The 26833-nt window shown below is 45.9% G+C and carries 22 protein-coding genes; 14 read left to right on the forward strand and 8 right to left on the reverse strand.

Features of this window, described 5'->3' with window-relative positions; translation table 11 throughout:
* Window positions 1–20 precede the first annotated feature (20 nt).
* The 4 genes from ACQY73_RS11310 to ACQY73_RS11325 all read left to right on the forward strand — a co-directional run bounded on the left by ACQY73_RS11310 (window position 21) and on the right by ACQY73_RS11325 (window position 6945).
* Complete coding sequence (locus tag ACQY73_RS11310) at window positions 21–1337, forward strand: OmpA family protein (RefSeq protein WP_428665640.1); 1317 nt, start codon at window positions 21–23, stop codon at window positions 1335–1337.
* Window positions 1338–1477: 140 nt separating this feature from the next.
* Window positions 1478–3610: an ATP-binding protein gene (locus tag ACQY73_RS11315; protein ID WP_428665643.1), complete on the forward strand. Its 2133-nt coding sequence runs from the start codon at window positions 1478–1480 to the stop codon at window positions 3608–3610.
* Window positions 3611–3640: 30 nt separating this feature from the next.
* The gene (locus ACQY73_RS11320) at window positions 3641–5800 is read left to right on the forward strand and encodes an ATP-binding protein (RefSeq protein WP_428665645.1); all 2160 of its coding nucleotides are present in this window, start codon (window positions 3641–3643) and stop codon (window positions 5798–5800) included.
* A gap of 80 nt (window positions 5801–5880) precedes the next feature.
* On the forward strand, window positions 5881–6945 hold the full coding sequence (locus tag ACQY73_RS11325) for a hypothetical protein (RefSeq protein ID WP_428665648.1): 1065 nt from the start codon (window positions 5881–5883) through the stop codon (window positions 6943–6945).
* Here the strand turns inward: ACQY73_RS11325 and ACQY73_RS11330 are convergent.
* Window positions 6942–7538: a Pycsar system effector family protein gene (locus ACQY73_RS11330; RefSeq protein WP_428665650.1), complete on the reverse strand. Its 597-nt coding sequence runs from the start codon at window positions 7536–7538 to the stop codon at window positions 6942–6944. The genes ACQY73_RS11325 and ACQY73_RS11330 overlap by 4 nt on opposite strands.
* Window positions 7539–7722: 184 nt before the next feature.
* Between ACQY73_RS11330 and ACQY73_RS11335 the strand changes: the two genes are divergently transcribed.
* Window positions 7723–8754, forward strand: coding sequence for an alpha/beta hydrolase family protein (locus ACQY73_RS11335; protein ID WP_428665652.1), 1032 nt, complete (start codon window positions 7723–7725; stop codon window positions 8752–8754).
* Between the two features lie 56 nt (window positions 8755–8810).
* On the opposite strand, the gene ACQY73_RS11340 is transcribed toward ACQY73_RS11335, so the two are convergent.
* From ACQY73_RS11340 to ACQY73_RS11355, 4 genes are all read right to left on the reverse strand, one after another.
* The gene (locus ACQY73_RS11340; protein WP_428665654.1) at window positions 8811–9266 is read right to left on the reverse strand and encodes a Uma2 family endonuclease; all 456 of its coding nucleotides are present in this window, start codon (window positions 9264–9266) and stop codon (window positions 8811–8813) included.
* An 84-nt stretch (window positions 9267–9350) separates the two neighbouring features.
* Window positions 9351–9938, reverse strand: coding sequence for an HD domain-containing protein (locus ACQY73_RS11345; RefSeq protein WP_428665656.1), 588 nt, complete (start codon window positions 9936–9938; stop codon window positions 9351–9353).
* Window positions 9939–10091: 153 nt separating this feature from the next.
* Window positions 10092–11558, reverse strand: a complete 1467-nt coding sequence (locus ACQY73_RS11350; protein ID WP_428665659.1) for a PLP-dependent aminotransferase family protein — start codon at window positions 11556–11558, stop codon at window positions 10092–10094.
* Between the two features lie 153 nt (window positions 11559–11711).
* Window positions 11712–13148 carry an amidohydrolase gene (locus ACQY73_RS11355; RefSeq protein WP_428665661.1) on the reverse strand — a complete coding sequence of 479 codons (1437 nt, stop codon included), beginning with the start codon at window positions 13146–13148 and terminating at the stop codon, window positions 11712–11714.
* A 108-nt stretch (window positions 13149–13256) separates the two neighbouring features.
* Between ACQY73_RS11355 and ACQY73_RS11360 the strand changes: the two genes are divergently transcribed.
* The 5 genes from ACQY73_RS11360 (at window position 13257) to ACQY73_RS11380 (ending at window position 16463) form a co-directional block, all read left to right on the forward strand.
* A complete protein-coding gene (locus ACQY73_RS11360; protein ID WP_428665663.1) occupies window positions 13257–14141 on the forward strand; it encodes a GNAT family N-acetyltransferase in 885 nt (294 codons plus the stop codon).
* 23 nt (window positions 14142–14164) lie between these two features.
* Complete coding sequence (locus ACQY73_RS11365; RefSeq protein ID WP_428665665.1) at window positions 14165–14791, forward strand: LysE family translocator; 627 nt, start codon at window positions 14165–14167, stop codon at window positions 14789–14791.
* Between the two features lie 57 nt (window positions 14792–14848).
* Complete coding sequence (locus tag ACQY73_RS11370; RefSeq protein WP_428665668.1) at window positions 14849–15481, forward strand: pyridoxamine 5'-phosphate oxidase family protein; 633 nt, start codon at window positions 14849–14851, stop codon at window positions 15479–15481.
* A 100-nt stretch (window positions 15482–15581) separates the two neighbouring features.
* Window positions 15582–16109, forward strand: coding sequence for a DinB family protein (locus tag ACQY73_RS11375; protein ID WP_428665670.1), 528 nt, complete (start codon window positions 15582–15584; stop codon window positions 16107–16109).
* Between the two features lie 30 nt (window positions 16110–16139).
* Window positions 16140–16463, forward strand: a complete 324-nt coding sequence (locus tag ACQY73_RS11380; protein WP_428665673.1) for a cupin domain-containing protein — start codon at window positions 16140–16142, stop codon at window positions 16461–16463.
* Window positions 16464–16509: 46 nt separating this feature from the next.
* Here the strand turns inward: ACQY73_RS11380 and ACQY73_RS11385 are convergent, their stop codons facing one another.
* Window positions 16510–17151, reverse strand: a complete 642-nt coding sequence (locus ACQY73_RS11385) for a YggS family pyridoxal phosphate-dependent enzyme (protein ID WP_428665676.1) — start codon at window positions 17149–17151, stop codon at window positions 16510–16512.
* A gap of 289 nt (window positions 17152–17440) precedes the next feature.
* Between ACQY73_RS11385 and ACQY73_RS11390 the strand changes: the two genes are divergently transcribed.
* Window positions 17441–19558: an acylase gene (locus ACQY73_RS11390; RefSeq protein WP_428665679.1), complete on the forward strand. Its 2118-nt coding sequence runs from the start codon at window positions 17441–17443 to the stop codon at window positions 19556–19558.
* A gap of 69 nt (window positions 19559–19627) precedes the next feature.
* Here the strand turns inward: ACQY73_RS11390 and ACQY73_RS11395 are convergent, their stop codons facing one another.
* Complete coding sequence (locus tag ACQY73_RS11395; RefSeq protein ID WP_428665681.1) at window positions 19628–20422, reverse strand: hypothetical protein; 795 nt, start codon at window positions 20420–20422, stop codon at window positions 19628–19630.
* A gap of 303 nt (window positions 20423–20725) precedes the next feature.
* Between ACQY73_RS11395 and ACQY73_RS11400 the strand changes: the two genes are divergently transcribed.
* Together ACQY73_RS11400 and ACQY73_RS11405 are read left to right on the forward strand one after the other, a co-directional pair.
* Window positions 20726–23902 carry a PQQ-dependent sugar dehydrogenase gene (locus ACQY73_RS11400; protein ID WP_428665684.1) on the forward strand — a complete coding sequence of 1059 codons (3177 nt, stop codon included), beginning with the start codon at window positions 20726–20728 and terminating at the stop codon, window positions 23900–23902.
* Window positions 23903–24270: 368 nt separating this feature from the next.
* Window positions 24271–25248 (forward strand): hypothetical protein, encoded by a 978-nt coding sequence (locus tag ACQY73_RS11405; RefSeq protein ID WP_428665686.1) that lies wholly within the window; start codon window positions 24271–24273, stop codon window positions 25246–25248.
* Between the two features lie 85 nt (window positions 25249–25333).
* Here ACQY73_RS11405 and ACQY73_RS11410 read toward each other — a convergent pair whose 3' ends face one another.
* The gene (locus ACQY73_RS11410; RefSeq protein WP_428665689.1) at window positions 25334–25681 is read right to left on the reverse strand and encodes a winged helix-turn-helix transcriptional regulator; all 348 of its coding nucleotides are present in this window, start codon (window positions 25679–25681) and stop codon (window positions 25334–25336) included.
* Window positions 25682–25802: 121 nt separating this feature from the next.
* Here ACQY73_RS11410 and ACQY73_RS11415 point away from each other — a divergent pair, with 121 nt between their 5' ends.
* Complete coding sequence (locus ACQY73_RS11415; protein WP_428665692.1) at window positions 25803–26819, forward strand: MsnO8 family LLM class oxidoreductase; 1017 nt, start codon at window positions 25803–25805, stop codon at window positions 26817–26819.
* Window positions 26820–26833 lie beyond the last annotated feature (14 nt).

Here is a 26833-nt window from a genome sequence, read left to right on the forward strand (position 1 = left end):
TTGGCAAAAATCGGTATGTTATGAAAAAGGTATTCCTGTTTCTTTTCTTAATTGTCGCCTGCCGCGTCATGGCCCAAACAACGCCCAATGACGGTGATTGGAGCAAAAATGAAGTAATACTGAAAAATACCGCCGAAGCTGCCGTAATGATCCGTATAGGCGACATTGACAATTTGGGATTTGGCTGGGCCGAAAATTTCAATCCTTTTTCGGGAAAATCTACGGAGCCTCACTCCTATCCGTGGGACCCAAAAACCGAAGACCTGCCGGGATTGGATCGAATTTTACTCGGCTCATCCTTTGGCGAAAAAGTAAACAACTGCGGCGGCGATGGGTATTCAGGGCAGGGAAGACAAAATACCTTACCCGAAGCCATTAAAATTCCGTTAGCGACCTTGCAGGGAACTAACGTAACGGCCGCTACGCTGACAATGTTTATTGATGATTTTCAAGTGCCCGTGATGTGTTCCAACTTTCGGGCAACGCTCAACGGCAAACGGTTCATTGACCTCGAACGCATCATCAATGTATTGAACCAAACCGGTCCCATCGGAAAATTCATCACCGTCCGGCTACCCGATGAGCTGTTACCTTTGCTCAAAGAAAAAGAACTTCAACTACTGATAGATGATCCTACCACCGGGGCGGCCGATGGGTACGCAATTGATTTTATAAAGTTGCTCATTAATCCTAAATCGTTGGTGTATAAAGGGTTGATCACGGGTTTTGTGAAAGACAAAGAAACCTACGAACCTATTCCCAACGCCACGGTACGGGTCAAAGGGTACGGCGAAGTTACCACCAACAAAGAAGGCGCATTTACCTTGAACGATATTCCGGTTGGCCTCAACGTAGCCGAAGCAAGCGCTAAAAACTACGCCTCAGGGCGAGAAGTATTTGACGTAATAGCCAATGCCGAACCCGAAAGTAAAGATATTTTATTGGAACGCTCCAAAGCCATTTCGTTCAATAATAAGGAGTTGAAAGAAGGTGATGCCATTGTGATGAACAACATTCAGTTCAATCAGGGTAGCTACCGACTACTTCCTGCGGGGACGGCTGAACTCAATCGCATTTATGACCTGCTGATCGCTAATCCGAAAATGGAAATTGAACTCTCCGGACATACCTCTAACGAAGGCGAACGCCAACTCAATACCGTACTGTCGCGCGATAGGGTAATTGCCTGCAAACTGTTTCTGATTCAAAAAGGAATTGATGAGAGTCGCATTGCAGCGGTGGGATTTGGCCCCGATAAACCTATAGCTCCCAATGATTCAGAGATCAATCGCGCCAAAAACCGTCGGGTAGAAATGCGAATGCTGCGAGTACAGTAAAAAATTAATCTTCCTATTTTAGTACATTTGTTAATTTCCCGCCCATTTCACTCCTAAACCGGCGTTGTTGAATGAAGTACATTTTTAGTTTTTTCTTACTTTTTTGTTGCGCACAGCTACAAGGCCAAACAGTTCCGGCTTTGCGCCCCCTCCCTGAAAGCGGCACCCCTTTGCAAAGATATTGGAAATGGCACGCCGGCGACAATCCGGCTTGGGCGAAACCGGCCTTTAACGATCAAAAATGGGCTTCTATAGACCCCACTAAAAATATTCACAATTTATCCGAGTTACGGAAAGCCCAAATCGGTTGGTTGAGACGTGGTTTAAAGATCCACGCAGATTTGGTCAATACCCCTCTTTGCTTTTATGTTATTCAATCCGGAGCGGCTGAAATTTATCTGGACGGCAAACTCTTGGATACGTTGGGAAGAGTAAGTACATCCGCAGCCCGCGAGATCACGGATGCTCGTCCAAAAATGATTTCCTTCACCCTTCCCGATACGAATCAACACACCATTGCTGTTCGGCTTTCGCACACAAAAGGTCATTTTCATTACCCCGGCTCCGGTCAGGAAGCTTTCAGTTTGAAGGTTTTTAAATCAAAGGCCATCGCTTCCCACGTACATTTAACCACGCAACGTACGGCCGGTTTTCTTTATTTCAGTATCGGCGTTTTCTTAATTTTCAGCATTTTACATTTTTCTTTTTATGCCTCAAATCGCCCCAAAAATGTAAGTCTTACGCTTGGCTTTACCATGCTTGCGTTTGCCATTGCCTTTTTTTTCAGCAGCCTGGAAGATAATCTGCAAACCACAAGCCACCAACAAATCAGTGAATTAATAACACTGATCACTTCGTATGTCGGATTGATGCTGATCAATGTATCACTTTATCAATATCTCCACCAACCCTTTCGATATTTCTTCTTTTTACAACTCATATCAATGGTTGTAAGTTTGGTTTTTGTTATTATGGATATAGGAGCGCTGTATGCTGTGCCTATTTTGCTGCCTTTCCTGCTGATTTTCATTGACTTTATCCGAGTGAGTATACTGGCCGATCGGCGAAAAGATGCCAATGCCAAAGTGCCTATTTATTCGCTTCTCGTAGCGGCGGGCTGTCTGGTATTGGCCATTACGTTTTTTATCATTGCGGGTACTTTTGTGGGCTTTTCAGAATATGACAACAGTTCTTTCCAATTGCTTCTCAGTGTTGGGCTTCTTTTCCTGCTTGTGATGCTGTTTAGCATTCCTGTCGGGTTATCCTTTTCGTTGGTGCGCGAATATTCACGTACGCAGCAATCATTACGCAATAAGATCAAGGAAATTGAAGCCCTATCGGCCAAAAGCTTGGCACAGGAGCAGGAAAAACAACAGATCTTAGCCGCCCAAAATGAAACCCTCGAACGACAGGTAGCCGAACGAACGGCCGAGCTCAAGGAATCCATCGATCACCTCAAAACCACTCAGGATCAACTTATACAATCCGAAAAACTGGCCTCTCTGGGAGAGCTCACGGCAGGCATTGCCCACGAGATACAGAACCCATTGAATTTTGTCAACAACTTCTCGGAAGTAAGCATTGAATTGCTGGAAGAATTGAACGAAATAAAACAGGAAGCAAAAGATAAGGGGCAGGATGGTGAATTGGAAGTCGAATTATTGGGCGATATTGAGCAAAACTTACAGAAGATCAACCATCACGGCAAACGCGCTTCGTCGATCGTGAAGGGAATGCTCGAACATTCCCGGGCAAGCTCGGGAAAGAAAGAACCCACCGACATCAATACCTTGGCCGACGAATACCTGCGGTTGGCGTACCACGGACTGCGGGCCAAAGACAAGAGTTTTAATGCCGATTTCAAGATCGAGGTTGACGAAAACCTGCCCAAGATCAACGTCATTACGCAGGACATCAGCCGGGTGTTACTCAATCTTATCAATAACGCTTTTTATGCGGTGCAACAGAAAACAATGCTTCATCTTGAGGGTTATAAACCTTTGGTCATAGTAAGCATAAGGCAAATAACCGATAAAAAAACGGGCAATTGGGCCGAAATTCGCGTCAAAGACAATGGCACCGGCATACCTGAAGAAGTGCAGGATAAAATTTTTCAACCTTTCTTTACGACCAAACCTACCGGTCAGGGCACCGGACTGGGATTAAGTCTGGCGTATGATATCATTACCAAAGGGCATGGCGGTACGTTGGATGTGGAAAGTACCGAAGGAGAAGGCACGGAATTTATCGTAAAATTGCCCATCAAAGAGTAATCATCAGCCGAAAACAGCCCGGAAAACCTCATGAAAAATTGTTTATTCAGTCTATTGATCCTGTTCATTGCGCTTACCAACGTCGTTGCACAGAGCATTATCACCATTGACACCATTCCTCCAAAAGGGGTGGTGCTCGATAAAAACTGGAAATGGCATGCCGGCGATAATCCGGAATGGGCCAATCCGGAATTTGACGATTCCGGTTGGGCAGATGTCAATCCCACGCAGGATGTTAACACCATTCCTCAACTCACACAAAAGAATATCGGCTGGTTCAGAACTACCATAGAACTATCGCCTGTGGTAGCTCAAAAGCTTACCACTTTATTGATCAGTCAAAGTGTTGCTTCTGAAATTTACATCAATGGCCTTCTGGCCCGCAAGGTCGGGACGGTCAGCGCTAAGCCGGAAGCCATTCGAGCCGTTAATATATTCAGAACCAACGTCATTGGCCTCCCCTATTCTGTCAGTTATCCCTTCGTACAGATTTCCATTCGAGTGGCTTATGAGCGCAGTCCCTTTTACAATCGCGTAGGTTTCAACAAAAATCATTGTTTCAAAGCCACCGTCACCGAGACGGCCTACGCCAATGATGTCAACAAATACCTGCGGCATCAAACGTATTATGGTTGGTTTCAGGTGGGAGTCTTTTTTATTCTGACGTTTCTGCATTTGTCTTTTTACCTGCTTTATCGTACCCAACGGGCCAATTTATATTTTTCATTTACAACGTTATTTTTGGGCGTTGCTTTCCTCTGCATTCCGCTTACGCTCGATTATTTTGAACACCTTTCTGAATACTTTTTGGCCGAATTCGCCCAAACTGTTGCCTTTCCCATCGCTTACCTCTTTTTGATCCGGGCTATTTATGAGATTTACCATCAGCCTACCGGAATTCTGTTCTGGCTGATCGTTGTTTTTGGACTATTGGTGGTTGTCTCCCTTTTTACGCCCTATTCGTTGGGGTCCATTTGGGCCGAATTTGGCACGGAACTATTGATGACCGCCGAAGTCATTCGGGTAACGGCTCTGGCCCTGCGACGCCATTTACCCGGAGCACGACTCATCATGATCGGAATGGCGATCTCGTTGGTCATGTTTCTGCTGTTTTATGTGGATCTCTTGCTTAAGAACTATGGCTTCGAACCCATCGTTGAGCGCGGTTTGGGAGGAATTATCACCTACCAAATTGCGGTACTCTGTGTACCCTTGTCCATCTCATTATATTTAGCCATCAGTTTTTCCAAAACCAGCAGAGATCTGATCGAAAAGCTGCGCGAAAACACTGCGCTGAGTAAAAAAACATTGGCGCAGGAACAGGAAAAACAGCAATTGCTGGCCGCCCAAAACGAAACCCTCGAGCGTCAGGTCAAAGAACGTACCGCTCAATTAGAACAATCGCTGAACGAACTGAGAGCTACCCAAGATCAACTCATCCAAAAAGAAAAAATGGCAAGTTTGGGGGAATTGACAGCGGGGATTGCCCACGAAATTCAGAATCCGCTGAACTTTGTCAATAACTTCTCGGAAGTAAGCATTGAAATGTTGGAAGAACTGAATGAAATAAGATTGGCGGCAAAAGACAAGGAGCAAGATGCCGAACTGGAAGCGGAATTGCTGGGCGATATTGAGCAAAACCTACAAAAGATCAATCACCACGGCAAGCGCGCCTCGTCGATTGTGAAGGGAATGCTCGAACACTCCCGCACCAGTACCGGCGAAATGGAGTTGACCGATATCAACGCCCTTGCCGACGAATACCTGCGCCTGAGCTATCACGGCCTGCGGGCCAAAGACAAAAGCTTTAACGCTGATTTCAAAACAAACCTTGACCCAAAATTACCTACCGTTAAAGTCGTCCCCCAAGACATTGGAAGGGTGTTATTGAATTTGATCAATAATGCTTTTTATGCTGTGGCACGGACGGCCCGTCCGTATGTCGAAGTAACCACAAAAGCCAATAAAAACAACATCGAAATTCGCGTAAAAGACAACGGAACAGGCATGTCGGAAGCTACCAAAGCCAAAATATTTCAGCCCTTTTTTACCACCAAGCCCACCGGAGAAGGTACCGGATTGGGATTAAGTCTGGCGTATGACATCATCACCAAAGGCCACGGCGGCACCATCGACGTCATCACCGCAGAAGGAGAAGGAACCACATTCGTAATTACATTGCCGATCTGATCTTTAGCTGAAAAGTACTCACTCTTTTGCCATCATTTATTGAAAAAATTCATCAGCCAATCCTAAAAACGTCTTATCTCGTGAATCATTCCATCTTCCGTAAAATCATCGCGGGCTTTTTATTACTACTTAATTTACAAGGCTTTGCGCAGAAAACCCCTAAGGATACGACCAAAGTAAAATTAGGCCCGCTTTTCAAAAAAGAAGAGATGTTGGAGTTTACACTCACGACCAATTTTGCGCCGCTGATGAAAGACCGTAAAAGCACAAAGCAGCCTTATCGCTGGGCAAAACTAGAGTACGGGCGCAAGAAAAAAGGAGCCGTTTCGCTCAAGGTCAGGATCAAAGTAAGAGGGAATTTTCGGCGCTCGCCCGCCAATTGTACGTTCCCTCCGTTGTTGTTAAATATCCCAAACAAAAAGGACAAAAACACCGTATTCGAACGCCAGAATCTGCTGAAACTCGTGACGCATTGTCAAAACGAAGAATACATTTTTCAGGAATATCTGGTGTACAAAATGTATAATTTATTCACCGACAACAGCTTCAAAGCCCGATTGGCAAAAGTGACCTATCAGGATTCTGCCGGCAAACGCGATCCCGAAACACGGTTTGCTTTTCTGTTGGAAGATGAAACCTATCTAGCCAAACGCAACGGCGTAAAAAATATGTACCGAAAGCAAATTCCGATGTACCTCATTGACTCGGTCAGCATGGCTACAGTTTCGGTATTTGAGTACATGATCGGCAACACTGACTGGTCGGTGCCGTTTTTGCATAACATCAAGCTGCTCGACTATACCACGACAATTAAGGCCGTTCCGTACGATTTTGATTATTCGGGCATTATTGAAGCCAAATATGCCCGTCCGCCGCAGGTGCTTAACCTGTATTCGGTGCGGCAGCGCCTCTATCGCGGTCTTACGTATTCGCCGGCGGTATTTCAACAGGTTTTTGAGAATTTCAGGCGGCTAAAACCACATATCTATGCGCTTTATGAAAACAATCCGCAACTGGAGAAAGGCTATATCAAGCGAACTATCAAGTACTTAGACGAATTTTACAAGATCATTGACGACCCTAAATCGCTTAAAGACGTATTTGTTGTTGAAGCCTCTAAACCGAGCGTCAAAAAACTCGACTAAGCCCAATACAGTGTAACAAGGTAGCTGACCAACACCGCGGGAAATCCAATGATAAAAATGGTATAGGCCGTTTTGATCCGACGGTATTTACGTTCCATGACTTTACCTTGGATGTAGATATTTTTGAGAAGGCTGTCGTGCAGTTGGTCTTCTTTGCTCATCATGTCCTTCATGGCTTTTTGGTATTGTTCCAACGTAAGCGCGGTATAATCGGCAAAGAACAATAGATCCATCTTATGAACGTGGTCAACGTCCAACTTTTGGGATTGCGGTTTTACCGACGGGCGCGTAGCCAAAAGCGCAAACGTAATGGTTGATAAACAAACCACCACAAGCAGACACGTAGGAATGATAAGATACACATTATCAAACGATTCGCGCACCATAAAAGAGGCCATGATCGAAATAATGATGGCATTGACCGACACCAACAGTCCTGCTTTCTGATCGGCCAAGGCACTTAACTGCATATGATTGGCCAATGTAGAACGATACATCGTTTCTACCGTACGGTCCGGTTTCTTTTTTTTATCCTTTTTGGATTTGTCTTTTATTTTTTCGGGTTTGGGCAACCCCAAAGGTTCCTGCTCCATAAGTGTTGATTTCGAATGTAAGATTTACAAGTAGGACAATTCGGTGCTTATCAAGTTTTTATAACATCAAAACGCCGGCAAAGCCTTCTGCCTGATTTTGTGAATACGCAATTTAAGAATATATTTACTCATACCCGAACACTAACATTTATTCATCGTTTTCATCAATAAACCCTCACAACACATGCGTAAACATTACCTTATTTTGTTACTGAGTTTCATTTTCAAGGCGGGCATGACCCAAACTTCGCCCACCGACTTGGCAGACCGCATCAAAGCCTTGGAAGACAACCTCCGATTTACCGACCAAGGCCTCACTAAAACCATCGACGACCTGCTTTGGTACCAAAAACTGGGTGATATTGCCGTTATAGATAAAGTCAACTATGCGAGCAGACCGCCGCACGTAGTCAAAAATCCAACGGGTCAGGGCGCTAACAATCCGGTCATTATTCCTGCTTATACGTTTGTTCCCAAGAAGTTTTCTTCGTCCAAAAAACTGCCGCTCATGGTGCTTATCCACGGCGGCGTGCACGGGGATTTCAATACATTTTATGCCCATATTGTTCGGGAATTACTCGATCAGGGCTACATCATTATTGCGCCCGAATATCGAGGCAGCACCGGCTACGGCAGCACATTTTACAAACAAATTGACTACGGCGATTACGAAAACGACGATGTGTTGGAAGGCAAACGTTGGGCAGTAGAAAATATGCCGCAAGTTGACGCCGACCGTGTGGGGATCATGGGTTGGAGTCACGGCGGAATGATCACGCTCATGAATATTTTCGACCATCCGGAAGATTACCGCGTGGCCTACGCCGGCGTGCCTGTCAGTGACCTGATCGCACGTATGGGGTATAAGACCCAAAGTTATCGTAATGAATTTTCGGCCGCCACGCACTTGGGCAAAGATGCTTCTGAAAACGTGGCGGAATACCGCCGGCGGTCGCCGATGTGGAACGCCCACAAGCTAAAAACGCCGCTTTTGGTGCATACCAATACCAACGACGAAGACGTGAATGTACTGGAAGTGGAAGGCCTGATCAACGCCCTGAAAGCCAATGGCAAAAAGTTTGATTACAAAATCTATCAAGATGCTCCGGGTGGGCACACTTTCAACCGAATAGATACCAAGTTGGCGCGGGAATCGCGCGCGGAGGTGTATCGTTTTCTGGCACCGCACCTTACACCGCCTAATCCGGTGAAGTAGCGATAAAAAAGATAAAGCCTTACGATAATTGTAAGGCTTTATCTTTTTGCATTTATTTATTCGGCAAATAGTTTCCCTAAATCAAGCGATATCCCTGTATCTTCGTTATGTACTATACCCGTTGAGAAATTTTCCTGCCCTGAGCCGGTCATTACTGTAATTTGCTTAAACTGAGGAATGATAACCCATACCGCAGGAACTCCCGAAGGGAAATATATGTCCAACGATTTATCAGTCAGATCACTCAACGCCTGCCGTGGTGAAAGTATTTCTATCGCCAATAAAGGAGGCTGAGTAGGGCGAATAATATCTCTCAACCAACTTACTTTATTCAATCTGCAAATAGCAACATCGGGCTTGGCTCTACCATGAGATAATTCAAATTCCAACTCAGGTAAAATGTCATATTGTTCATCATAAATACTCAACATTTTAGCCAGTCGGTAAGTAATCTTAGCATGATTATAAGAAATAACATCTTCTGTTTCAAATTCTAACGTGGGTGTTTCCATAATCGCTAATGATTTTTTACTAAGAAAATTAATTATCCAATGATGCCAAACCTCTTCTCCAAATAAAGGCTTTCAGCCAATAAACTAATAGCCGCTTACGATCTCAACCAGTTGTTCCAGGGAAGATTGTTTTTTTTTATCACGCCACGCCTGCGCGGTGGGGGTCCAGTACGAATGCGCGGTTAGAAAATTTACCTGAATTTTGTTCCATGTCTGAAGATCAGTCACCATTTCACGTTCGCGGAGTTCTTCATAAAGTGAATTGGCAATGGGCCAAAATTGAGTGCCGCCAAGGTAATCAAGATCAGCGTCGGCGATGATCTTTTCAAGATGATTATGAGGAGTTTGCGGAATCTTGGTGGCCATTATCATTCCGCAAACTTTTTCAATTTGTGAAGGGTTATAGCCAAAATTCGGCAACGTAAGTTGGGCTATCCGACAGCCTTCTTCTTCGTGCCCGCGATACGTAGTAATGAACCCCACATCATGATAAAGTGCCGCTGTCTTGAGCAAAAGCAACGACTCTTCGTCTACAATTCCTTCCGCCTCAGCAATTTTCAACGAAGCTTCCACGACATCAACGGTGTGGTGCAGCCCATGATAATAGAGCGTGGGCGAAAGATTTTTGCGAAGTTTGTCAAGAATATAGATTTCTACGTCTTCAATATTCATAGAGTGCCGAAACGATAATGACACAATTTTTGTGAAAAGATTGAGATTTCCAAAAACGGGGGAAGCAGAGGAACTGAAAAATGAGAAACTGAGAAATGTAAAATGTAAAAGTGTTCGTAAAACCTTCCCGGTATAACACTCCATTTCGCTCTCTTAAATCACACTTTTTAAAATGTCTACACACTGTTCCAGTTCTTCCGGCGTCGATGAGGCAAAGCCTAAACGAGTGGCATTCAGTGCACTGCCGGGTGAATTATGATGCATTCCATTCGAAAAAAAGAGGTCTTTTTTCTCTGCTTTTTCGGCCAAAAGCGCTAAATCAATTGATTTATCAAATTGTGTCCAAACGGCCATTCCACCATCGGGTACCTGAAAATCCAGACAATTGCCCAAGGTAGTTCTCAGCAATTCACAAAAGACATCACGGCGCTCACGGTAAGCGCGCAAAGACTTACGCAAATGACGTTGAATCACGCCGCTTTGGAGCAATTCGGCAAAGCTGTTTTCCAATATTAAATCCCCCTGTCGGTCAATGATCCGTCGTAATTGCGCCAAATGATTGATAACGTTTTCCGGTCCAACTAAATACCCTACCCGAAACGCCGGAGAAATGGCTTTGGTAAACGAACCGCAATACAACACCATTCCTGCGCGGTCGGCACTCGCTAAAGGCAAAAGCGGTTTGCTTAAATAATGGAAATCATAGTCATAATCATCTTCAAAAACGATAAAACCGTATTCTTCCGCCAGTTGCAGGAGCTTCAGGCGGCGGTCGGCGCGCAAAGCTACGGTGGTGGGATAATGGTGGTGAGACGTAAGATAGACCAATCGGATCGGCTGTTTTTTACAAAGCTGCTCCAATTCTTCCACCACGGGGCCGTATTCATCTACCGACAGTTTAAGCACATTGGCTCCGGCCTGCATAAAATTCATGTTGGCCCCCGCCCAACTCAATGATCCCACAACAACATTATCACCTTTTTTCAATAGACTCGTTGATACCAAGTACAGCCCCATGATCGTACCGCGCAGGATGAGTACATTCTCTAAGGTTATTTTCAGGCCTCTTGTCTCATTCAAATAATCTGCCAATTCCCGCCGAAGCCACGCCGAACCTTTGGTATCTCCGTAGCCCAAACGCACATACGAGTTTCCGTGCAAAAGATTGCTGCGGTACGCTCTGGTCAGTTCGTTTAAAGGTGCCAATCGAGGATCAGGAAAACCGTCGTCCAAGTGGAATTGGAATGATGACAGCAAGACCGGGCGCTGTAAATGCGGGGCTTCGTTGAATAAAAAACCTGCGGTTTTGGCCGGATTAATAATAAGTTTTTGGCTATCTGCCAGTGGTTGAGGCGTCATTTCGGGCAGATTTTCGACCACGTAAGTGCCACTGCCCGCCCGACTTTCAAGCCATCCCTGCGCCAATAGTTCGTCATATGCCTGAACGACTGTTTTGCGATGAATATTTAGAAACAGCGCCAGTTGCCGCGAACCCAGCAGTTTTTGCCCTGCCCGCAACTCGCCTCCGCGAATCAGATTCGTCATCTGATTCGCCAATTGGAGATAAGCGGGTTGTTTGGCCGTTTTGTCAATAACTAAATGTGACTGATAGGCAATCATTGTATGCTGATTTTGGTATACTTCGGTGGTGAGCAACCTCAGCGCAGGTTTCTCAAAACCTGCTGCACAAATACCGCCGTGCCGGCGGGCGGTGCGCCGCTGCGATTCTCAAAACCGCCGGCCGGGTTGCTCACAACCCAATGCCACGAATTGTCAATCCCGATAATTCAGAGCGGGTTTGCGGTCACCTATCAATGCATTGTATTTAAAATTGGCACCTCGCCGTTTTTCAAATTCAGTTTTGGCGTCCGCAATTACCTTTTCGTTTTGGAACAAATCAATGGCCGTCATGGCCAATGTTTTGGCAGCTACCATCATGCCTTTGCGCCCAATGCTCATTCCGCCGGCAGCCACGGCTTGCCAACTGTGCGCGGGTGTACCCGGCACCCAAGTAGCCGTTCGTAAACCTACCGTTGGCACAGCCCAACTTACGTCGCCTACATCTGTCGAGCCACCACCGCCACCGCCCTCATTTGACAAAGGTTCAACTTGGGCGGCCGACGCAATTTCGCGGATTCCCATGCCTTCCGATGTACTGATCTGTTCGGCAAACTTTACTTCTTCAGGAGTGTATTTGACCCCTCCGACCGATTTTAGGTTGCTGTGCATGATTTGTGCCAACACATCGTTGGGAAGCAGTTCATGAACCCCGCTTATTACTTCTTCATCTACGGTAGTGCCCGTAGCCAATGCCGCTCCCTGTGCCGCTTTCTGTACCCGTTCCCAAATAGACGTTACATATTGACGGCTTGGGTGACGCACTGTGTAATACACCTCAGCAAAATCCGGAACCACGTTAGGGGCTTTGCCTCCATTGGTGATTACGTAGTGAATCCGCGATGCTGAAGGAACGTGTTCTCGCATCATATTGACGGCATAATTCATAACTTCCACTCCATCCAGCGCCGAGCGGCCCCGCTCCGGGGCTCCTGCCGCATGGGCTGATATACCGTGAAAACGGAATTTAGCCGATTTGTTGGCCAAGGACGAGGAGGGATTCGCACTGTTCCCGTCGCCCGGATGCCAGTGTAAAACCACATCTACATCGTTGAAAAGCCCTGCCCGCACCATGTATATTTTGCCCGCGCCGCCCTCTTCGGCGGGTGTTCCGTAAAAGCGAATCGTGCCTTTGTGGCCTGATTGAACCAACCAATTTTTGACCGCAATAGCTGATGCCATTGAAGCAACCCCAAACAAATGGTGTCCGCAGGCATGGCCGGCAATGCCCCCAATGGCTTTTTTGACCGGAACGGAATCCTGCGAAAGGCCCGGCAACGCATCAAATTCGCCCAAAATTCCAATGACGGGCTTTCCTTCGCCAAAGGTGGCGGTAAAAGCAGTAGGAATCTCAGCCACGCCTGCCTGAACGTTAAAACCTTCTTTTTTGAGCTGTTCCTGCAAAAGCGCCGAGCTTTTCACTTCCTGATACCCTACTTCGGCGTAATTCCAAATTTGCTTGGCCATCGCGCCATATTGCTTTTCTTTTTGACTGATTTCCTGAATAGCCTTTTCATGGGCTTTGTTAGGAGAAGTTTGAGCCCACAGCATATTCGTTGCCAAGGCCAGAATAATTGTAAAACAGATTCTCATCAGGTGATTGTTTTAGGTTGAAGAAGTGGACTACCGGATTTGTCAAAAGTGGATACTTATGGCAATCCGGTAAAGATATAATTTTGTCAAAAGAACATCAAAGAAACAATGAAATTGTTACCGAAAAGCAATTACGAAAAAGCAGTGCAGCCCCTTAAAACGGTGTCCATCAATCATTTGTTTGCGCGCTCGGTGGTTGAGAATCGGGTAAATGGAGAGATATGGGTAAATGATATAGGAAATCCCGATACTTTCTACATCAAACATCCATACGGCATGTCGCTTCTTTTCGGCAATTCCGGCAATGACGCTTTTAATAATGGTTTAGCCGACTACATTCTCCACCGATCAAACACAAGAAACGGTATAGAGTGGTTACAGGCTTTTCCGGAATCGTGGGATAAAAAATTATCAGCTCTCATAGGGCGCAACTTAATAATATCCGAAGAGGACTTTGACTTAGAACATACCGGTTTAGTTATTCGCCAAACGCGCGTTAATTTTATTTTTAATATAACTAAATATGCCGCCTGTAGGACAAAACCATTGCCTGAAAATTACCAAATTGTTCGAACCGATACCGCCATTTTTGAATCTTTTGAAGGTACCGTCATTCCCTCCCATTTTTGGAACAACGCCGAAGATTTTTACACACATGGTATAGGATTCAGTTTGCTCCATCACGGAAAAGCGGTCTCCACGGCCTTTTCCTCTTTTATTTATGACCGGGAACTGGAATTGGGTATCGAAACCTTCAAAGCATATCAAGGAAAAGGACTGGCTAAATACGTCTGTGCGGCATTGATTGACCATTGCCTCACAAACCGTTACGAGCCCATTTGGGCGTGCCGATTAACCAATACAGGTTCGTATAAGCTCGCCCAACAATTGGGATTTGAGCCAACCAAACAGATTCCTTATTACCGTCTCAGCTATAGTGGACTACCTGATTTGTCAAAATTGGATACTAATCATGTGCCGGCAGAGGCGTAATTTTGTAGAAAAAGTAAAGTAATATGTTATCAATCACTGATTTACTCTTTTTTGCGGCGGCAGCATTCGGTCTGGTCATCAGTCCCGGGCCGAACATGATCTACCTCATCAGCCGGTCGATCACGCAGGGAAAACGTGCCGGACTGATCTCTTTGGCAGGAGTTATTTGCGGTTTTCTGTTTCACATTTTACTCGTTTCATTTGGGTTGACCACGTTGCTTTTTGCGGTGCCTTTTGCTTATACAGCTCTACAAACAGTTGGCGTGGTGTATTTGCTTTATTTGGCATGGCAGGCACTCTATTCCACTACTCCGTTCGAAACCAAAAATCTACCGCAGGACAACGCTGCAAAGCTTTTCCGAATGGGCTTTTTTACCAATGTACTGAATCCCAAAGTAGCGGTGTTTTATGTTTCGTTTTTTCCGCAATTTGTCAAACCGGAATTGGGAAATGTGCTTTCTCAGAACCTATTGCTTGGCTTGGTGCAGGTGTCCGTCAGTTTTTCGGTCAATTTCATCATTGTGTTAAGTGCTCAACGCATGGCCTTTTTTTTCGGTCAACATCCCCGTTGGATTCGCCTGCAAAAATGGTTTATGGCGAGCATTTTAACGAGCCTCGCCGCCAAACTCGCATTCGATAAAGTCAAGTAAAACAGCAATCCTTTTAACAGCCCAATAGTCAATTTTTCATTTAACACTTTTCAATCTATGCAGCCCACTCCCCGTACCATCCCCAGTCGCTCCGCCAAACGCGCTCAGTATGACGACGAAACCATCTATTCTATTTTGGATGAAGCGCTTTTTTGCACCGTCAGTTGCGTCATCAATGGCCAACCTTTCTCTATTCCAACGGCGTTTGCCCGCTACGAAAACGTGCTTTATCTGCATGGCTCGGTAGGCAGTCATTTCATTCGTGAGATCGAAAAAGGCATTCCTGTGTGTATCACCGTTATGCTCACCGACGCGCTCGTGGTCGCAAAGTCAGCTTTTCATCATTCGGTTAATTACCGCTCGGTGGTGCTGTTTTCTACCGCCGAAAAAGTGGAAGAATACGAACAAAAAGCGGAAGTTTTGAAGTGGGTAACGGAAAAGATGGTTCCCGATAGTTGGGACTACCTTCGTCCAATGACGCAAAGTGAAGTGAAGAAAACGACGGTTTTGGGCTTCAAAATAGAAGAAGCATCGGCCAAAATTCGTACGGGTATGCCCATCGACGATGAGGAAGATCAGTCATTGCCGATCTGGTCGGGATTGATTCCATTGCGCAGCGGTCGCGCTACTCCTATTGCGGATGATCTAAGTAAAAACGTACCTTTGCCTGCGCATTTGAGTCATTTATAAAATAGCTTGAATCAGGTGCTTTATAAACCTCTTGTCTCTTTTACCACTTTTAAATTACGGACGGGCCGGCGAGTGTCGCCCCAGCCGTACCACATACCTTATGAAACGTTCTGATATTCAACACATGCCGAAGTTTTTTGACCGCTATATCTTGCTCGTCGACGATATTGATGTGGTGGAAGGACTCGAAAAAACCGCCAATCTATACCACGACGAAACCATCCGGGAAGCCATGCTTCAATTGGGCGACCAAGTATACGCTCCGGGCAAATGGACGGCCAAAGACATTCTGCAACATATTATTGATAATGAACGCATTATGTCGTACCGCGCCATGCGCTTTTCTCGCAATGACAAAACGGCATTGCCGGGATATGATGAAGAACTTTTCGGGGCAAATACCACCGCCAACAGTCGCACCATCGACGACCTGTTGGAAGAATATTCATTGGTACGTAAATCGACCATTGTTCTTTTCAAAAGTTTCAGCGACGAAATGTTGCATCGCGAAGGCATCAGTTTTAACCAAAACATCAGTCCTTTGGCGTTGGGATTTGTGTTGATCGGGCATCCCATTCACCACCTGAACGTTTTGAAGGAGCGCTATTTTCCACTGCTCCAAGCATAGTTTTCAGCTTATTTTTTTACCCATACAGCCATGTTTCCTAATAAAGTGAGCCTTGCCGAAGCGACCGAAAAGTTAAGTCAACATACTAAGGAATTTTTGTTGCTTTTTCAAAACGGTACGCTTGAGCTTGAGTTGTATAAACCGCATTTGGTGGACCGACAAACACCGCACGACCGCGATGAAGTATATATCATTGCCACCGGTGAGGCTACTTTTGAATTGGAGGGGAAAACTACTGAAGTAAAAACGGGGGATTTTTTGTTTGTACCTGCTCACGCCGTCCATAAGTTCTCCGCATTCAGCGAAGACTTTTCGACGTGGGTTCTGTTTTTCGGCCCTGTTGTTGAAAAATAACCGTCAGTCGGTTGTGTTACTTCATTTCCAACCGACTGACGGTTTGTTATCTTGAACCAAAAATGGCGCTTCCGACACGTACCAAGGTGCTGCCTTCCTGTACAGCAATCAAATAATCGCTGCTCATGCCCATCGATAATTCCGTCAAGGGCAGGTTCAATGAATCATAAAATAGTTTTAAGCCTCTGAATTCCCGGCGAATTTGGTCTTCATCTTCGGTGTTGGAAGCCATGCCCATAAGTCCGGCGATACGCACATTTTTCAATTGGCCGAATTCTGCTGAAGCCAGCAGGTCTTTGGCCTCTTCTTCCGAAAGACCGAATTTGGTTTCTTCCTGCGCAATAAAGAGTTGAAGCAAACAGTCAATGACGCGGTTATTTTTAGCGGCTTGTTTATTGATTTCCTGCAATAATTTAAGGCTGTCGACCGAGTGGATCATCGCCACGAACGGCGCAATGTATTTTACCTTATTGGTCTGCAAATGTCCGATCAAATGCCATTCAATATCTTTGGGCATTTGTTCGTATTTGGTCGCCATTTCCTGCACTTTATTTTCTCCGTAACGCTTAAAACCGGCATCATAGGCTTCCATGAGCATTTCTACGGGTTTGGTTTTGGTAACGGCGATCAATCGGGCATTGGGGGCAATCTCAGCTTCTATTTTCTGGATATTCTCAGCAATTGACATGACTCATTGATAATTAATTACTTGCAACAAAGTACTTCTACACTCTCAAAAAGGCGAGCGTAAACTTACTCAAAAACTGTAAACAAAGCGGTTTGGAAGAAGGTAAATCAGCCATTATTTAAAATCTTATACTAATCATTGGCATAGTATAATTGATAAAGAATAATCATCTAAAATACAGCCATTTACTAAAAGAATAATTGGCAATTTGTTATTTTGCAGTTGGTTATTTCATCTCGGTCGTTTCATATAGCAAGATGAAAAACACTACACTTCACACTGAATCAACATGCTGCGGAAATTTATCCTTCTCTCTTTTCTTTTAGTAACAGTCTTCCGGACTGAAACGGCTTTTTGCCAACAAAAACCTTCCTACAAACAGGCTGAAATCCTGTGGGACACATGGGGAGTGCCTCACATTTATGCCAAAAACGACGAAAGTCTTTTTTACGCATATGGCTGGGCGCAGGCAAAAAATCACGGCAATCTGATCCTGCAACTGTACGGACAGGCACGCGGTAAAGGTGCTGAATATTGGGGCGAGAAATACGCGCAGGCCGACCGTTGGGTAATCACCAACAGCATTCACGAACGAGCCGCCGAGTGGTATGGGCTACAAAAACCGGCCATGCGAAAAAATCTGGATGCCTTTGCGCAGGGAGTAAATGATTACGCGAAAGAAAATCCCAACAAAATAAGTGCCGACGCCAAAATGGCGTTGCCGATCACAGCTACCGATGTGATCGCGCATGCTCAACGCGTGACACATTTTGTATTCTTGGCTCCGCAATCGCAGGTAGCAGCAGTGGAGCGGATGCAGGGCGACAAAAACGGCTCCAACGCTTGGGCCGTAGGCCCATCTAAATCAGCAAACGGGAACACATTGTTATTGACTAATCCGCACCTTCCCTGGACAGATCTGTACCTTTATGTGGAAGCACAACTCGTTTCGCCCGGCGTAAATACCTACGGCATCAGCCGGATGGGCTTCCCGGTATTGACAATGGCTTTTAACGCTACCGCAGGCTATTCGCAAACGGTTAATACCAACGACGGGCAGGATTTCTACGAACTTACCCCCGTGGATGGTGGCTATAAATGGGATGGCAAAGTAAAGGCTTTCGAAACCAAAGAACAACTCTTGAAAATCAAGCAGACCGATGGAACATTGAAGGAAGAAAAAATGGTGATTCGCCATTCCGTTCACGGCCCGGTAGTAAGCGTAAAGGGTGACAAATTAATTGCCATGCGAGTGGCGGGGCTTGGGCAATCGGGCATTTTTGAGCAATACTGGGACATGGCGCGGGCGAAAGACCTGACCGAATTTGAAGCCGCCGTAAGCCGATTACAAATCCCAATGTACACGTTGATGTTTGCAGATAACAAAGGAAACATTTTCAATCTTTTCAACGCGGAAGTGCCCGTTCGTCCTTTGGGCGACTGGAAATATTGGTCGGGTGTGGTAAAAGGTGATACTTCCGCTACCTTATGGACCAAAACCCATCCTTACAAGGACTTGCCGAAAGTACGTAATCCGACCACCGGTTGGTTACAAAATACCAATGAGCCACCTTGGACCGCCACTATACCAATGGTGAATAACTACAAAGATTTTCCCTCCTACATCGCGCCCGTGCCGAATATGTCGTTTCGGACGCAGCGCTCGGTAAGAATGTTGATGAGTGCCGGCAAGCTTTCATTGGATGAATTTATCCAACTGAAACTTTCTACCCGAATGGAGCTGGCTGACCGAATTGCCGGTGACCTGATCGCAGCGGCAGAAGCCAACGCAAGCCCTGAAGCCAAAGAAGCCGCAGCGGTGTTGGCCAAGTGGGATCACAACACCGACAACGACAGCAAAGGTGCCTTTTTGTTTGATCGTTTCGTTCGGAAATGGGTAGGCGGAACGGAAAAACTCAACAGTTTGGGTACCGCATCTAAGTTATTCTCCACTCCTTGGGATCTCAACGACCCTGTTAATACGCCCAAAGGTATCGCCGATCCAAAAGCGGCAGTTGCTGCGTTGGTGGAAGCCGCCAAAGATGTAAAAGCTACCTATGGGCGGTTGGATGTACCGTGGGGTGAGGTATTTCGTTTCCGCATCGGAGACGTTGATCTGCCCGGCAACGGCGGTCCCGGCCCAATGGGTGTTTTCAGAACAATGACGTTGGGGGCACCCACCGACGGCAAATATGTTCCTGCACACGGTGATACATACGTAGCGGCAATTGAATTTTCCAAACCGTTGAAGGCCAAAGTATTGACCAGTTACGGCAACGCGTCCCAACCGGACTCCAAACATAATAATGACCAATTGCCGCTGCTTTCAGAGAAAAAAATGCGCCCCGTTTGGTTTACGCGTGAAGAAGCCGAACAGCATTTGGCCGAAAAAACAGTGTTCAAATAAGACACAAAAAGCTACTGTAAAGTCGTCTGAATCAGCCTATTTTATATCAACAACATCGTCCGACGCTGTTTAGAGCAGCTCGTCGTTTTTAACGGAAACTCCAAAAGCGATCATAAATGCAATACCGGTGAACGCCAAGGCATCAAATGAACTGGCTACTTCATTGCCTCGGTTGGCCAAGCCTTCTGCGAACGCTCTTGGAAGGTGCAACACGATAAACCAAAGAAATATCATTGTGCCCAATAGAACGGCAATTTGCTTCATTCGTATGTTTAAAATGATGGCAACCCCTGAACAAATAAGGGTTACGCCGGCAAAGTAAGTCCAAAAAAGGTGGTCGGGAATCCAAGCCGGCACCAAGGTAGCTACGTTCTCTGCGTACATAAAATGCTGTATGCCAAAGCTGATCATTGTAATGGAAAAAAATATCCTTCCAAAGGGAATAATGGGTTCCAATAGTTTCAGGAAAGCAGGCGTTGTACTTTTTTCCTGAAATGTACCGGCAACAATAAAGGCTCCGCCGGCTAACGCCAGTTCTTTTAATGCGTTTGTCCACAAGGCCAAATGTTTGCTGTAAGGGTCTGCGATGATCTCATAGGGAATATGCACCAAACAGACCAATGCCAGAAAAACAACTCCCAAAATGAGTGCCGCTTCTTTTGCTTTTTTCTCCAATACAATAGCCAATGCTGCTGCAATAAGCCCTATTCCGAAAAGGTAAGCCCAAACGGGAAGCCCCGGAAGGAATGATTGCCACGCCGGCACAAATACCGGACGAAAATCAGCGTAAATGAATTGTTGAAATCCGTACACGATCAGGGCGGCAGCGTAAAATATACGGCCGACGTTGATGATTTTTTTCATTGATTATCAGTAGATGTTTAGAGGAAAGGGCATACATTGAATACTGTGTAAGACAGGGAATTACGTTACCGATTACATAAGTCTTCCCGGCTGTATTTATACCGGTTTAAGCGTGAGATATAAAGAGTAATCATCAACTCTGACGCAATACATTTACTGAGACACTGCGTCACTAAATATAATCGGGAGCCCAATGCCATTCTAAAAACTAATGCAGATATTTGTACGTATATCCGCACATTCATACCGTTCTCTTATTGCTGCGTTTTCCACGATCTATTTACTTAACGAACATTCCTAAAAATGCAACTACGTTCTTTTTTCAGTGTTACTTTCTGCGCCCTGATGCTGCTTCTTTTAACAGGTTGGCACCTACGGAAGGAGGACACTGTACTCATCTTTCTGAAAAACACTCGTAACCCGACTGCGCCAACGCCCGCTGCCGGTACACTGCTATCCCTCCTGAAACAAAACGGAATTGCCGCCGATACGACTTCCAACAGTATGTATATCGCAGAAGACTCGCTTAAAAACTACCGGGCCGTTGTGTTTTTGCAAACATCCTTCGATGTGCTTCAAACATGGCAACAAAATGAAATTGAGCGTTTTGTACAGGCCGGCGGTGGATTGGGATTTGTCAATAGTGAAGGATTTACCCCCTACCAATGGCCCTGGTATAACGATATGTTTGCAGGCAATACTAAGTCGGCCGATGCCGGTAAGGCTGTTTTTAACACTAGGGCTTACGATGGTGGTCAGGTATTTCACGCCACGACCAACTATGTTCCCGATCAAACGCTGATCAGTGAACTTAAAAATATCCTGACCGGTAAAGCCATGAGCTACCGAGAGGCTCACACCGCCAGAACTCCTGAAGAAAACCGATTTACGACAACTGTACTGGATTCTTACATGGAGGAACCCATCGAAATGGAAATCCTGACCGACAACAGAGTGATGTATATTGAGCGTCGGGGAAATGTTAAGCTTTATGACCCAACGACCAAGTCCACGAAGGTTATTAACAAACTTCCCGTTCACCTGACCGGTAACTACGAAGACGGACTGTTGGGCATGGAACTGGACCCTAAATTTGAATCAAACCATTTTGTCTATCTCTATTATTCACCCGTTGGAAAACAATCGGTCCAAAATCTATCCCGCTTCCTCTTTACAGGCGATAGCCTGCAATTGAGTTCTGAAAAAATAGTGATTCAAGTGGCCGTACAGCGCGAAACCTGTTGCCACTCCGCAGGAAATGTGTATTTCGGTCCGGATGGTCTGCTGTATCTATCTACAGGCGACAACACCAGTTCGAAAGAATCGGATGGTTTTTCCCCCTTGGATGAGCGCCCCGGCAGAGGGCCGTTTGACGCGCAGAAATCGTCCGGAAATACACACGATCTGCGCGGAAAGATTTTGCGCATCGCGCTCAATGCCGATGGCACTTATTCCATTCCCGACGGTAACCTGTTTCCAAAAGACGGCTCGGCCGGTCGGCCTGAGATTTATGTCATGGGTGCTCGGAATCCCTACCGGATCACGGTAGATAAGCACGGCTTTCTCTACTGGGGAGACGTTGGCCCCGACGGAGGAGTTGCAAACGAACGCGGCCCCAAAAGCCAGGATGAATGGAATCAGGCGCGCAAACCGGGCAACTTCGGTTGGCCTTATTTTGTGGGCGATAATAAGCCCTACGCTGACTTTGATTTTGCCACCAATAAGATCGGGCCGTTTTTTGATCCTGCCGGCCCGGTCAATGAATCACCTTATAACACCGGCTCGAAAATCCTGCCCCCCGCGCAGAAAGCAATGATCTGGTATCCGTACGATCAATCGGCAGAGTTTCCCATGTTAGGCACCGGCTCACGGAGCGCAATGGCCGGGCCATTTTACTACCTTAATGATTATAAAAAATCAGCCGTTCGGTTTCCAACCTATTATAACAACAAAATGTTCATCTACGAATGGGCGCGAAGCTGGATCAAAGTCGTGACGTTCAATGAAGCGGGAGATATGCGACAAATCGAACCTTTCCTGCCTACAACGTTTATCTCCAAACCCATCGACATGAAATTCGGGCGCGATGGCGCCATGTATGTATTGGCGTACGGCGTCAATTATTTTGCCCGTAACCCTGATTCTCAGTTGGTTCGGATCGAATTTGCAGACGGAAACCGACGTCCGATCCCTAAAATTACCGCCTCTAAAACGGTAGGCGCTGCTCCGTTGGTCGCTAAGCTGTCGGCCGCAGAATCGTTTGATTACGACCGGGGCGATAAAATTACGTACGAATGGGAATCCGGTAACGGCCAAAGATCAACCGCATTGACTCCTTCCTTTACGTACCCCAAACCGGGCACCTATCGACTGAAACTAACGGTAACGGATGCCGAAGGGCAGCATTCAACCACTGAACAGGTCATTAAAGTAGGGAACGAAACCCCGCAAGTGGACATTGCCCTGCGCGGCAATCGCTCATTCTATTTTGATAAAACCCCCATTGCTTATTCGGTCAGCATCCGCGACAAAGAAGACGGAAGTCTGAACAAAGGAATTCTGCCCAAGCAGGTCAGGTTTGCCGTAGATTATCTGGCACAGGGGCAGGACTTGGCCTTGCTGACCACCAACAGTCCTGACAATGACGGCGTTGGCGCCAAGTACATTCAGGGAAAGACCCTCGTTACCAAAAGCGATTGCAAATCCTGCCACGCCCTAACCGCCAAATCCATTGGGCCAAGTTTGACGGAAATTTCTAAGCGTTACAATCCTGCCGGCGAAAGTGCGGTTCCGATGTTGGCCAGAAAGATCATCAACGGCGGTAACGGAAGTTGGGGCAAGAATGTCATGTCGGCGCACCCGCAACACAGCGAAACCGAAACGAGTGAGATGGTCCGATACATTTTATCGCTCACGGACGCAGGAACCAAACGGTTACCGCTTCAGGGAAGCTATACCCCCAACTTGCCCGCCAATGAGCCGGAAGAAGGTAATTATGTGATTTCTGCCAATTATACCGACAAAGGAAACACATTTACCGGCCCGCTGACCGGTCGAAAATTAATTATTCTTCGCAACTCCCGCGTTCAGGCCGAATCGTTCACTTCGTCGGCCAATGTTGACCGCAAACATCAGGATGGCAGCACTCAATCTTGGGTCGGCGATATTAAGGATGGGTCGTATATCGGATTTAAAGAACTGGACCTGACCGACATTGGACAATTGACATTCAACGTGGCAACCAACGCTTCGCGCGGCGGCAGAATCGACATTTATAAAGATTCTCCTAATGGAAAACTGCTCGGCACGGTCAATGTATCGCCTGTAAGTTCAGTCAAAAGCGGGCCGCCCTGGCAAACCGTTTCAACTTCGATCACCAAAACAGAGGGAATTACCGATCTCTTCTTTGTCTTCCGTAACGATCAGGTGAAAGACAAAAATTTAATGATATTAGATTGGATTTTGTTTGCAAAACCTTAAAGATCAAACAGTTTACCAATAAAAAACGGTCGAAATGTTGAAGTAAAATGCTTCAACATTTCGACCGTTTTTGTTGTAATGAACTCAATTTTATTCTCTCAATTACAGGTTTTCTTAGGGGTCGAATATTGCGCGTTTCTAAGCGTTTATGCCCGGGCACTAAAGGCAAATCAGCTTACGGCTTCTTCGTAAATTACAATTTCTTCAAAAACGGCTCAAGTCCGACTTTGCTACGACTTAACGCGTAAATTGTGGCTACCGGCAATAAATTCTTGAATGCCGAGCCTTGCCTCGCCCACCTTTGCATCGCAATCGCAACCGGGGGTTCTGCTCCTGTAACTTAAAAAAAGTAAAAAGTAAACACAGCAATGAAAGCATTAGTAACAAAAATGACAGCCTGCATTGGCTTGATTCTCTCACTCGGTGCATGCCGGGAAAACGACGTAGTGACACCCAATGAACCAACCGTTGAGATCGCTCACGCTACAAATGATGTGATCTTACCAACCATTCCGAAAAATTACAAGATCACTAAGTTTGGAGAGGCAAATCTGACGTATTACAATGACGGCCGACTACACACCGTAACACACCCCAATTACTCTCGGGAGTACACTTACAATGGCAATACGATCAAAGCGACTTCGTATATTGACGGTAAGAAAGCACTGGAAGATACTTACCTGATTGATCCGGCCACCAAACGTTGCTACGAATCAACACAGGTGGATTACTTCCTTTCCGGTGTCAGCATGTATCCTATCAATTTTGGAGCGTCCTCTCAGACCAGTGTCTGGAAATACGAGTACAATGCGCAGGGGCAGTTGAAAACCATAACGCGGAAGAACTCGCCGTCTACCAGAACCGATCTTGTATACAATGCCACCGGCGATTTGATCAGAACCGGAACATTTGTAAATTATATGGACAATGGCGTTGAGAAAACTACGGGTGAACGATATTTCTTTACGTTTACCTATAATTTAAACGGTTCACAGCGAAGCCCCAATCCTAACCAAATAGCACCTGTTCAGTATCTCGACGATCAGTATCCGATGAATTCCCACTGGGTACACCTTCCGAATGTCTATGGACTAGATACTTGGGGACAGCCTATTCCGGAACGCTATCTTTCCATATTCGGTAAGCAAAGCAAGCACTTATTGATGTCACAAACACTACACTATCCAAATGATCCTTACTATAAAGCAGGTGCTTATTATTCCTACAAACTAAACGCGGATGGGTATGTAACAGAGCGGAAAGACTACAATTCTTATAATGATAATTTGCTCGAAACCAAGCCATACGACTATTTGGTAACTAATATCGGCGTACAGTTTTAGTTCTTTAACTACGGCAGAATAATTCACAGCCACCCATCATATTACTCGCTCAATATATTGGCGATTGATGTGGTGGGTGGCTTTTTTATGTCAATGCAAAAAGTTTTTTACGGTGTGATTTACCCCATTCTTTTAAAGATTGAATGATGGGTGTAAGTGTATCGGCATAAGGTTCCAGGGTATATTGAATGGTGACAGGGTAGGAATTCAGAATTTCTCTTTTGATCAGTCGGTGCTGTTCGAGGTCTTTCAACTCCTTTGCCAAAACTTTGGGGGTAATGGTCGGAATACTCCGCTGTATTTCAGAAAAACGGTGATTGCCCACCCCAATGGAAATAATCACCTGAATTTTCCATTTGCCACTGATCAGATCCAACGCATCCCGTACCGGTAGCAGAGAATCCAGGCATTCACAATAATTGACCTTTTCCATAAATGGCTCATTTTTAAGAATATATCAATTCAATAACTATCAATTTCACTTTCCTTTAGGTAACTACTATACAATTGATAGCAAAATTAGGCTAATTTTACATTGATTATATGTAAAAGCTATGAAATTATCCATTGTTGATCTGTCTCCATTGCCTTTTGGCGGAACCCGCCGGCAAGCCATCCAAAATACCCTTGAAACTGCGCAGAAAGCCGAAGAGTGGGGGTATAACCGTATTTGGCTGGCCGAACATCACAACACTGAAAACTTTGCCGGACGTGCGCCTGAGGTGCTCATTCCTTATATTGCCGCCAATACCAAGAAGATCAGGGTTGGTTCAGGGTCGGTATTGCTCAACCATTACAGCCCTTTTAAAGTGGCGGAAGTCTTTGGTATCCTGGAAGATAGCTTTCCCGGAAGAATTGATATGGGCATCGGCCGGGCAACGACCGGGCCGGTATCTGACTTTGTGTTGCAACGCAACCGAGAGCAACGGCAACTATCGGACGATTCTGACGAACAAATCACCGAATTATGCGCCTGGCTAAACGATGGGTTTGACGCAAAGCATCCATTTAATAAGGTGAAAGTATATAACGACGGTACGGTTTCTGACTTGTGGTTGCTGGGCTCAAGTTCGTGGAGCGCCGCCGCTGCCGCCCGACTTGGCCTCCGATATGCATTTGCAGGTTTTATCAATCCGACCGAATCTTATAGTATTGCTCAGCATTATAGAAGGAATTTCAAGCCATCCGCAGATGCAACCGGGGTAAAAAGTCCTGAATTGATCATATCGCTCAGTGTTTACTGCGCAGAATCCCGGGAACAGGCGGCGGCATTGGCCGCTCCGGCGCAGTTAATGGTAAGACGGATGAGGCAGGGCGATTTGAAAAGCCCCATGGAAACCGAAGCAAATGCCATCCGCATTTTAGGAGGTGTGCCTGAACCGGAAGAATTAACTGATCCACGGTTTCCACCAAGATACCTGATCGGTACGCCGGAGAGCCTTAAAACTGATCTGGAGAAGATCGGAAAAGCTTACGGTTCAGACGAGATCATGGTCCAATGCATTACGGCCAACCACCATTTAAGGCTCCAATCTCTCAAATTACTTTCTCAGGTTTTTGAACTGAGTTAAGGAACAATGCTTGG

Origin of the sequence: Runella sp., assembly GCF_965279615.1 — a bacterium.
In the GTDB taxonomy this organism is placed as follows: Bacteria; Bacteroidota; Bacteroidia; order Cytophagales; family Spirosomataceae; genus Runella.

Bases quoted from the DNA above. Each gene is read 5' to 3' on its own strand.
- ACQY73_RS11380 (WP_428665673.1), top strand. From the start codon at position 16,140: ATGTTTCCTAATAAAGTGAGCCTTGCCGAAGCGACCGAAAAGTTAAGT.
- ACQY73_RS11390 (WP_428665679.1), top strand. From the start codon at position 17,441: ATGCTGCGGAAATTTATCCTTCTCTCTTTTCTTTTAGTAACAGTCTTC.
- ACQY73_RS11330 (WP_428665650.1), bottom strand. From the start codon at position 7,538: ATGGAGCAGGAACCTTTGGGGTTGCCCAAACCCGAAAAAATAAAAGAC.
- ACQY73_RS11410 (WP_428665689.1), bottom strand. From the start codon at position 25,681: ATGGAAAAGGTCAATTATTGTGAATGCCTGGATTCTCTGCTACCGGTA.
- ACQY73_RS11370 (WP_428665668.1), top strand. From the start codon at position 14,849: ATGCAGCCCACTCCCCGTACCATCCCCAGTCGCTCCGCCAAACGCGCT.
- ACQY73_RS11385 (WP_428665676.1), bottom strand. From the start codon at position 17,151: ATGTCAATTGCTGAGAATATCCAGAAAATAGAAGCTGAGATTGCCCCC.
- ACQY73_RS11350 (WP_428665659.1), bottom strand. From the start codon at position 11,558: ATGATTGCCTATCAGTCACATTTAGTTATTGACAAAACGGCCAAACAA.
- ACQY73_RS11340 (WP_428665654.1), bottom strand. From the start codon at position 9,266: ATGGAAACACCCACGTTAGAATTTGAAACAGAAGATGTTATTTCTTAT.
- ACQY73_RS11365 (WP_428665665.1), top strand. From the start codon at position 14,165: ATGTTATCAATCACTGATTTACTCTTTTTTGCGGCGGCAGCATTCGGT.
- ACQY73_RS11405 (WP_428665686.1), top strand. From the start codon at position 24,271: ATGAAAGCATTAGTAACAAAAATGACAGCCTGCATTGGCTTGATTCTC.
- ACQY73_RS11395 (WP_428665681.1), bottom strand. From the start codon at position 20,422: ATGAAAAAAATCATCAACGTCGGCCGTATATTTTACGCTGCCGCCCTG.
- ACQY73_RS11355 (WP_428665661.1), bottom strand. From the start codon at position 13,148: ATGAGAATCTGTTTTACAATTATTCTGGCCTTGGCAACGAATATGCTG.
- ACQY73_RS11335 (WP_428665652.1), top strand. From the start codon at position 7,723: ATGCGTAAACATTACCTTATTTTGTTACTGAGTTTCATTTTCAAGGCG.
- ACQY73_RS11320 (WP_428665645.1), top strand. From the start codon at position 3,641: ATGAAAAATTGTTTATTCAGTCTATTGATCCTGTTCATTGCGCTTACC.
- ACQY73_RS11360 (WP_428665663.1), top strand. From the start codon at position 13,257: ATGAAATTGTTACCGAAAAGCAATTACGAAAAAGCAGTGCAGCCCCTT.
- ACQY73_RS11400 (WP_428665684.1), top strand. From the start codon at position 20,726: ATGCAACTACGTTCTTTTTTCAGTGTTACTTTCTGCGCCCTGATGCTG.
- ACQY73_RS11415 (WP_428665692.1), top strand. From the start codon at position 25,803: ATGAAATTATCCATTGTTGATCTGTCTCCATTGCCTTTTGGCGGAACC.
- ACQY73_RS11310 (WP_428665640.1), top strand. From the start codon at position 21: ATGAAAAAGGTATTCCTGTTTCTTTTCTTAATTGTCGCCTGCCGCGTC.
- ACQY73_RS11345 (WP_428665656.1), bottom strand. From the start codon at position 9,938: ATGAATATTGAAGACGTAGAAATCTATATTCTTGACAAACTTCGCAAA.
- ACQY73_RS11375 (WP_428665670.1), top strand. From the start codon at position 15,582: ATGAAACGTTCTGATATTCAACACATGCCGAAGTTTTTTGACCGCTAT.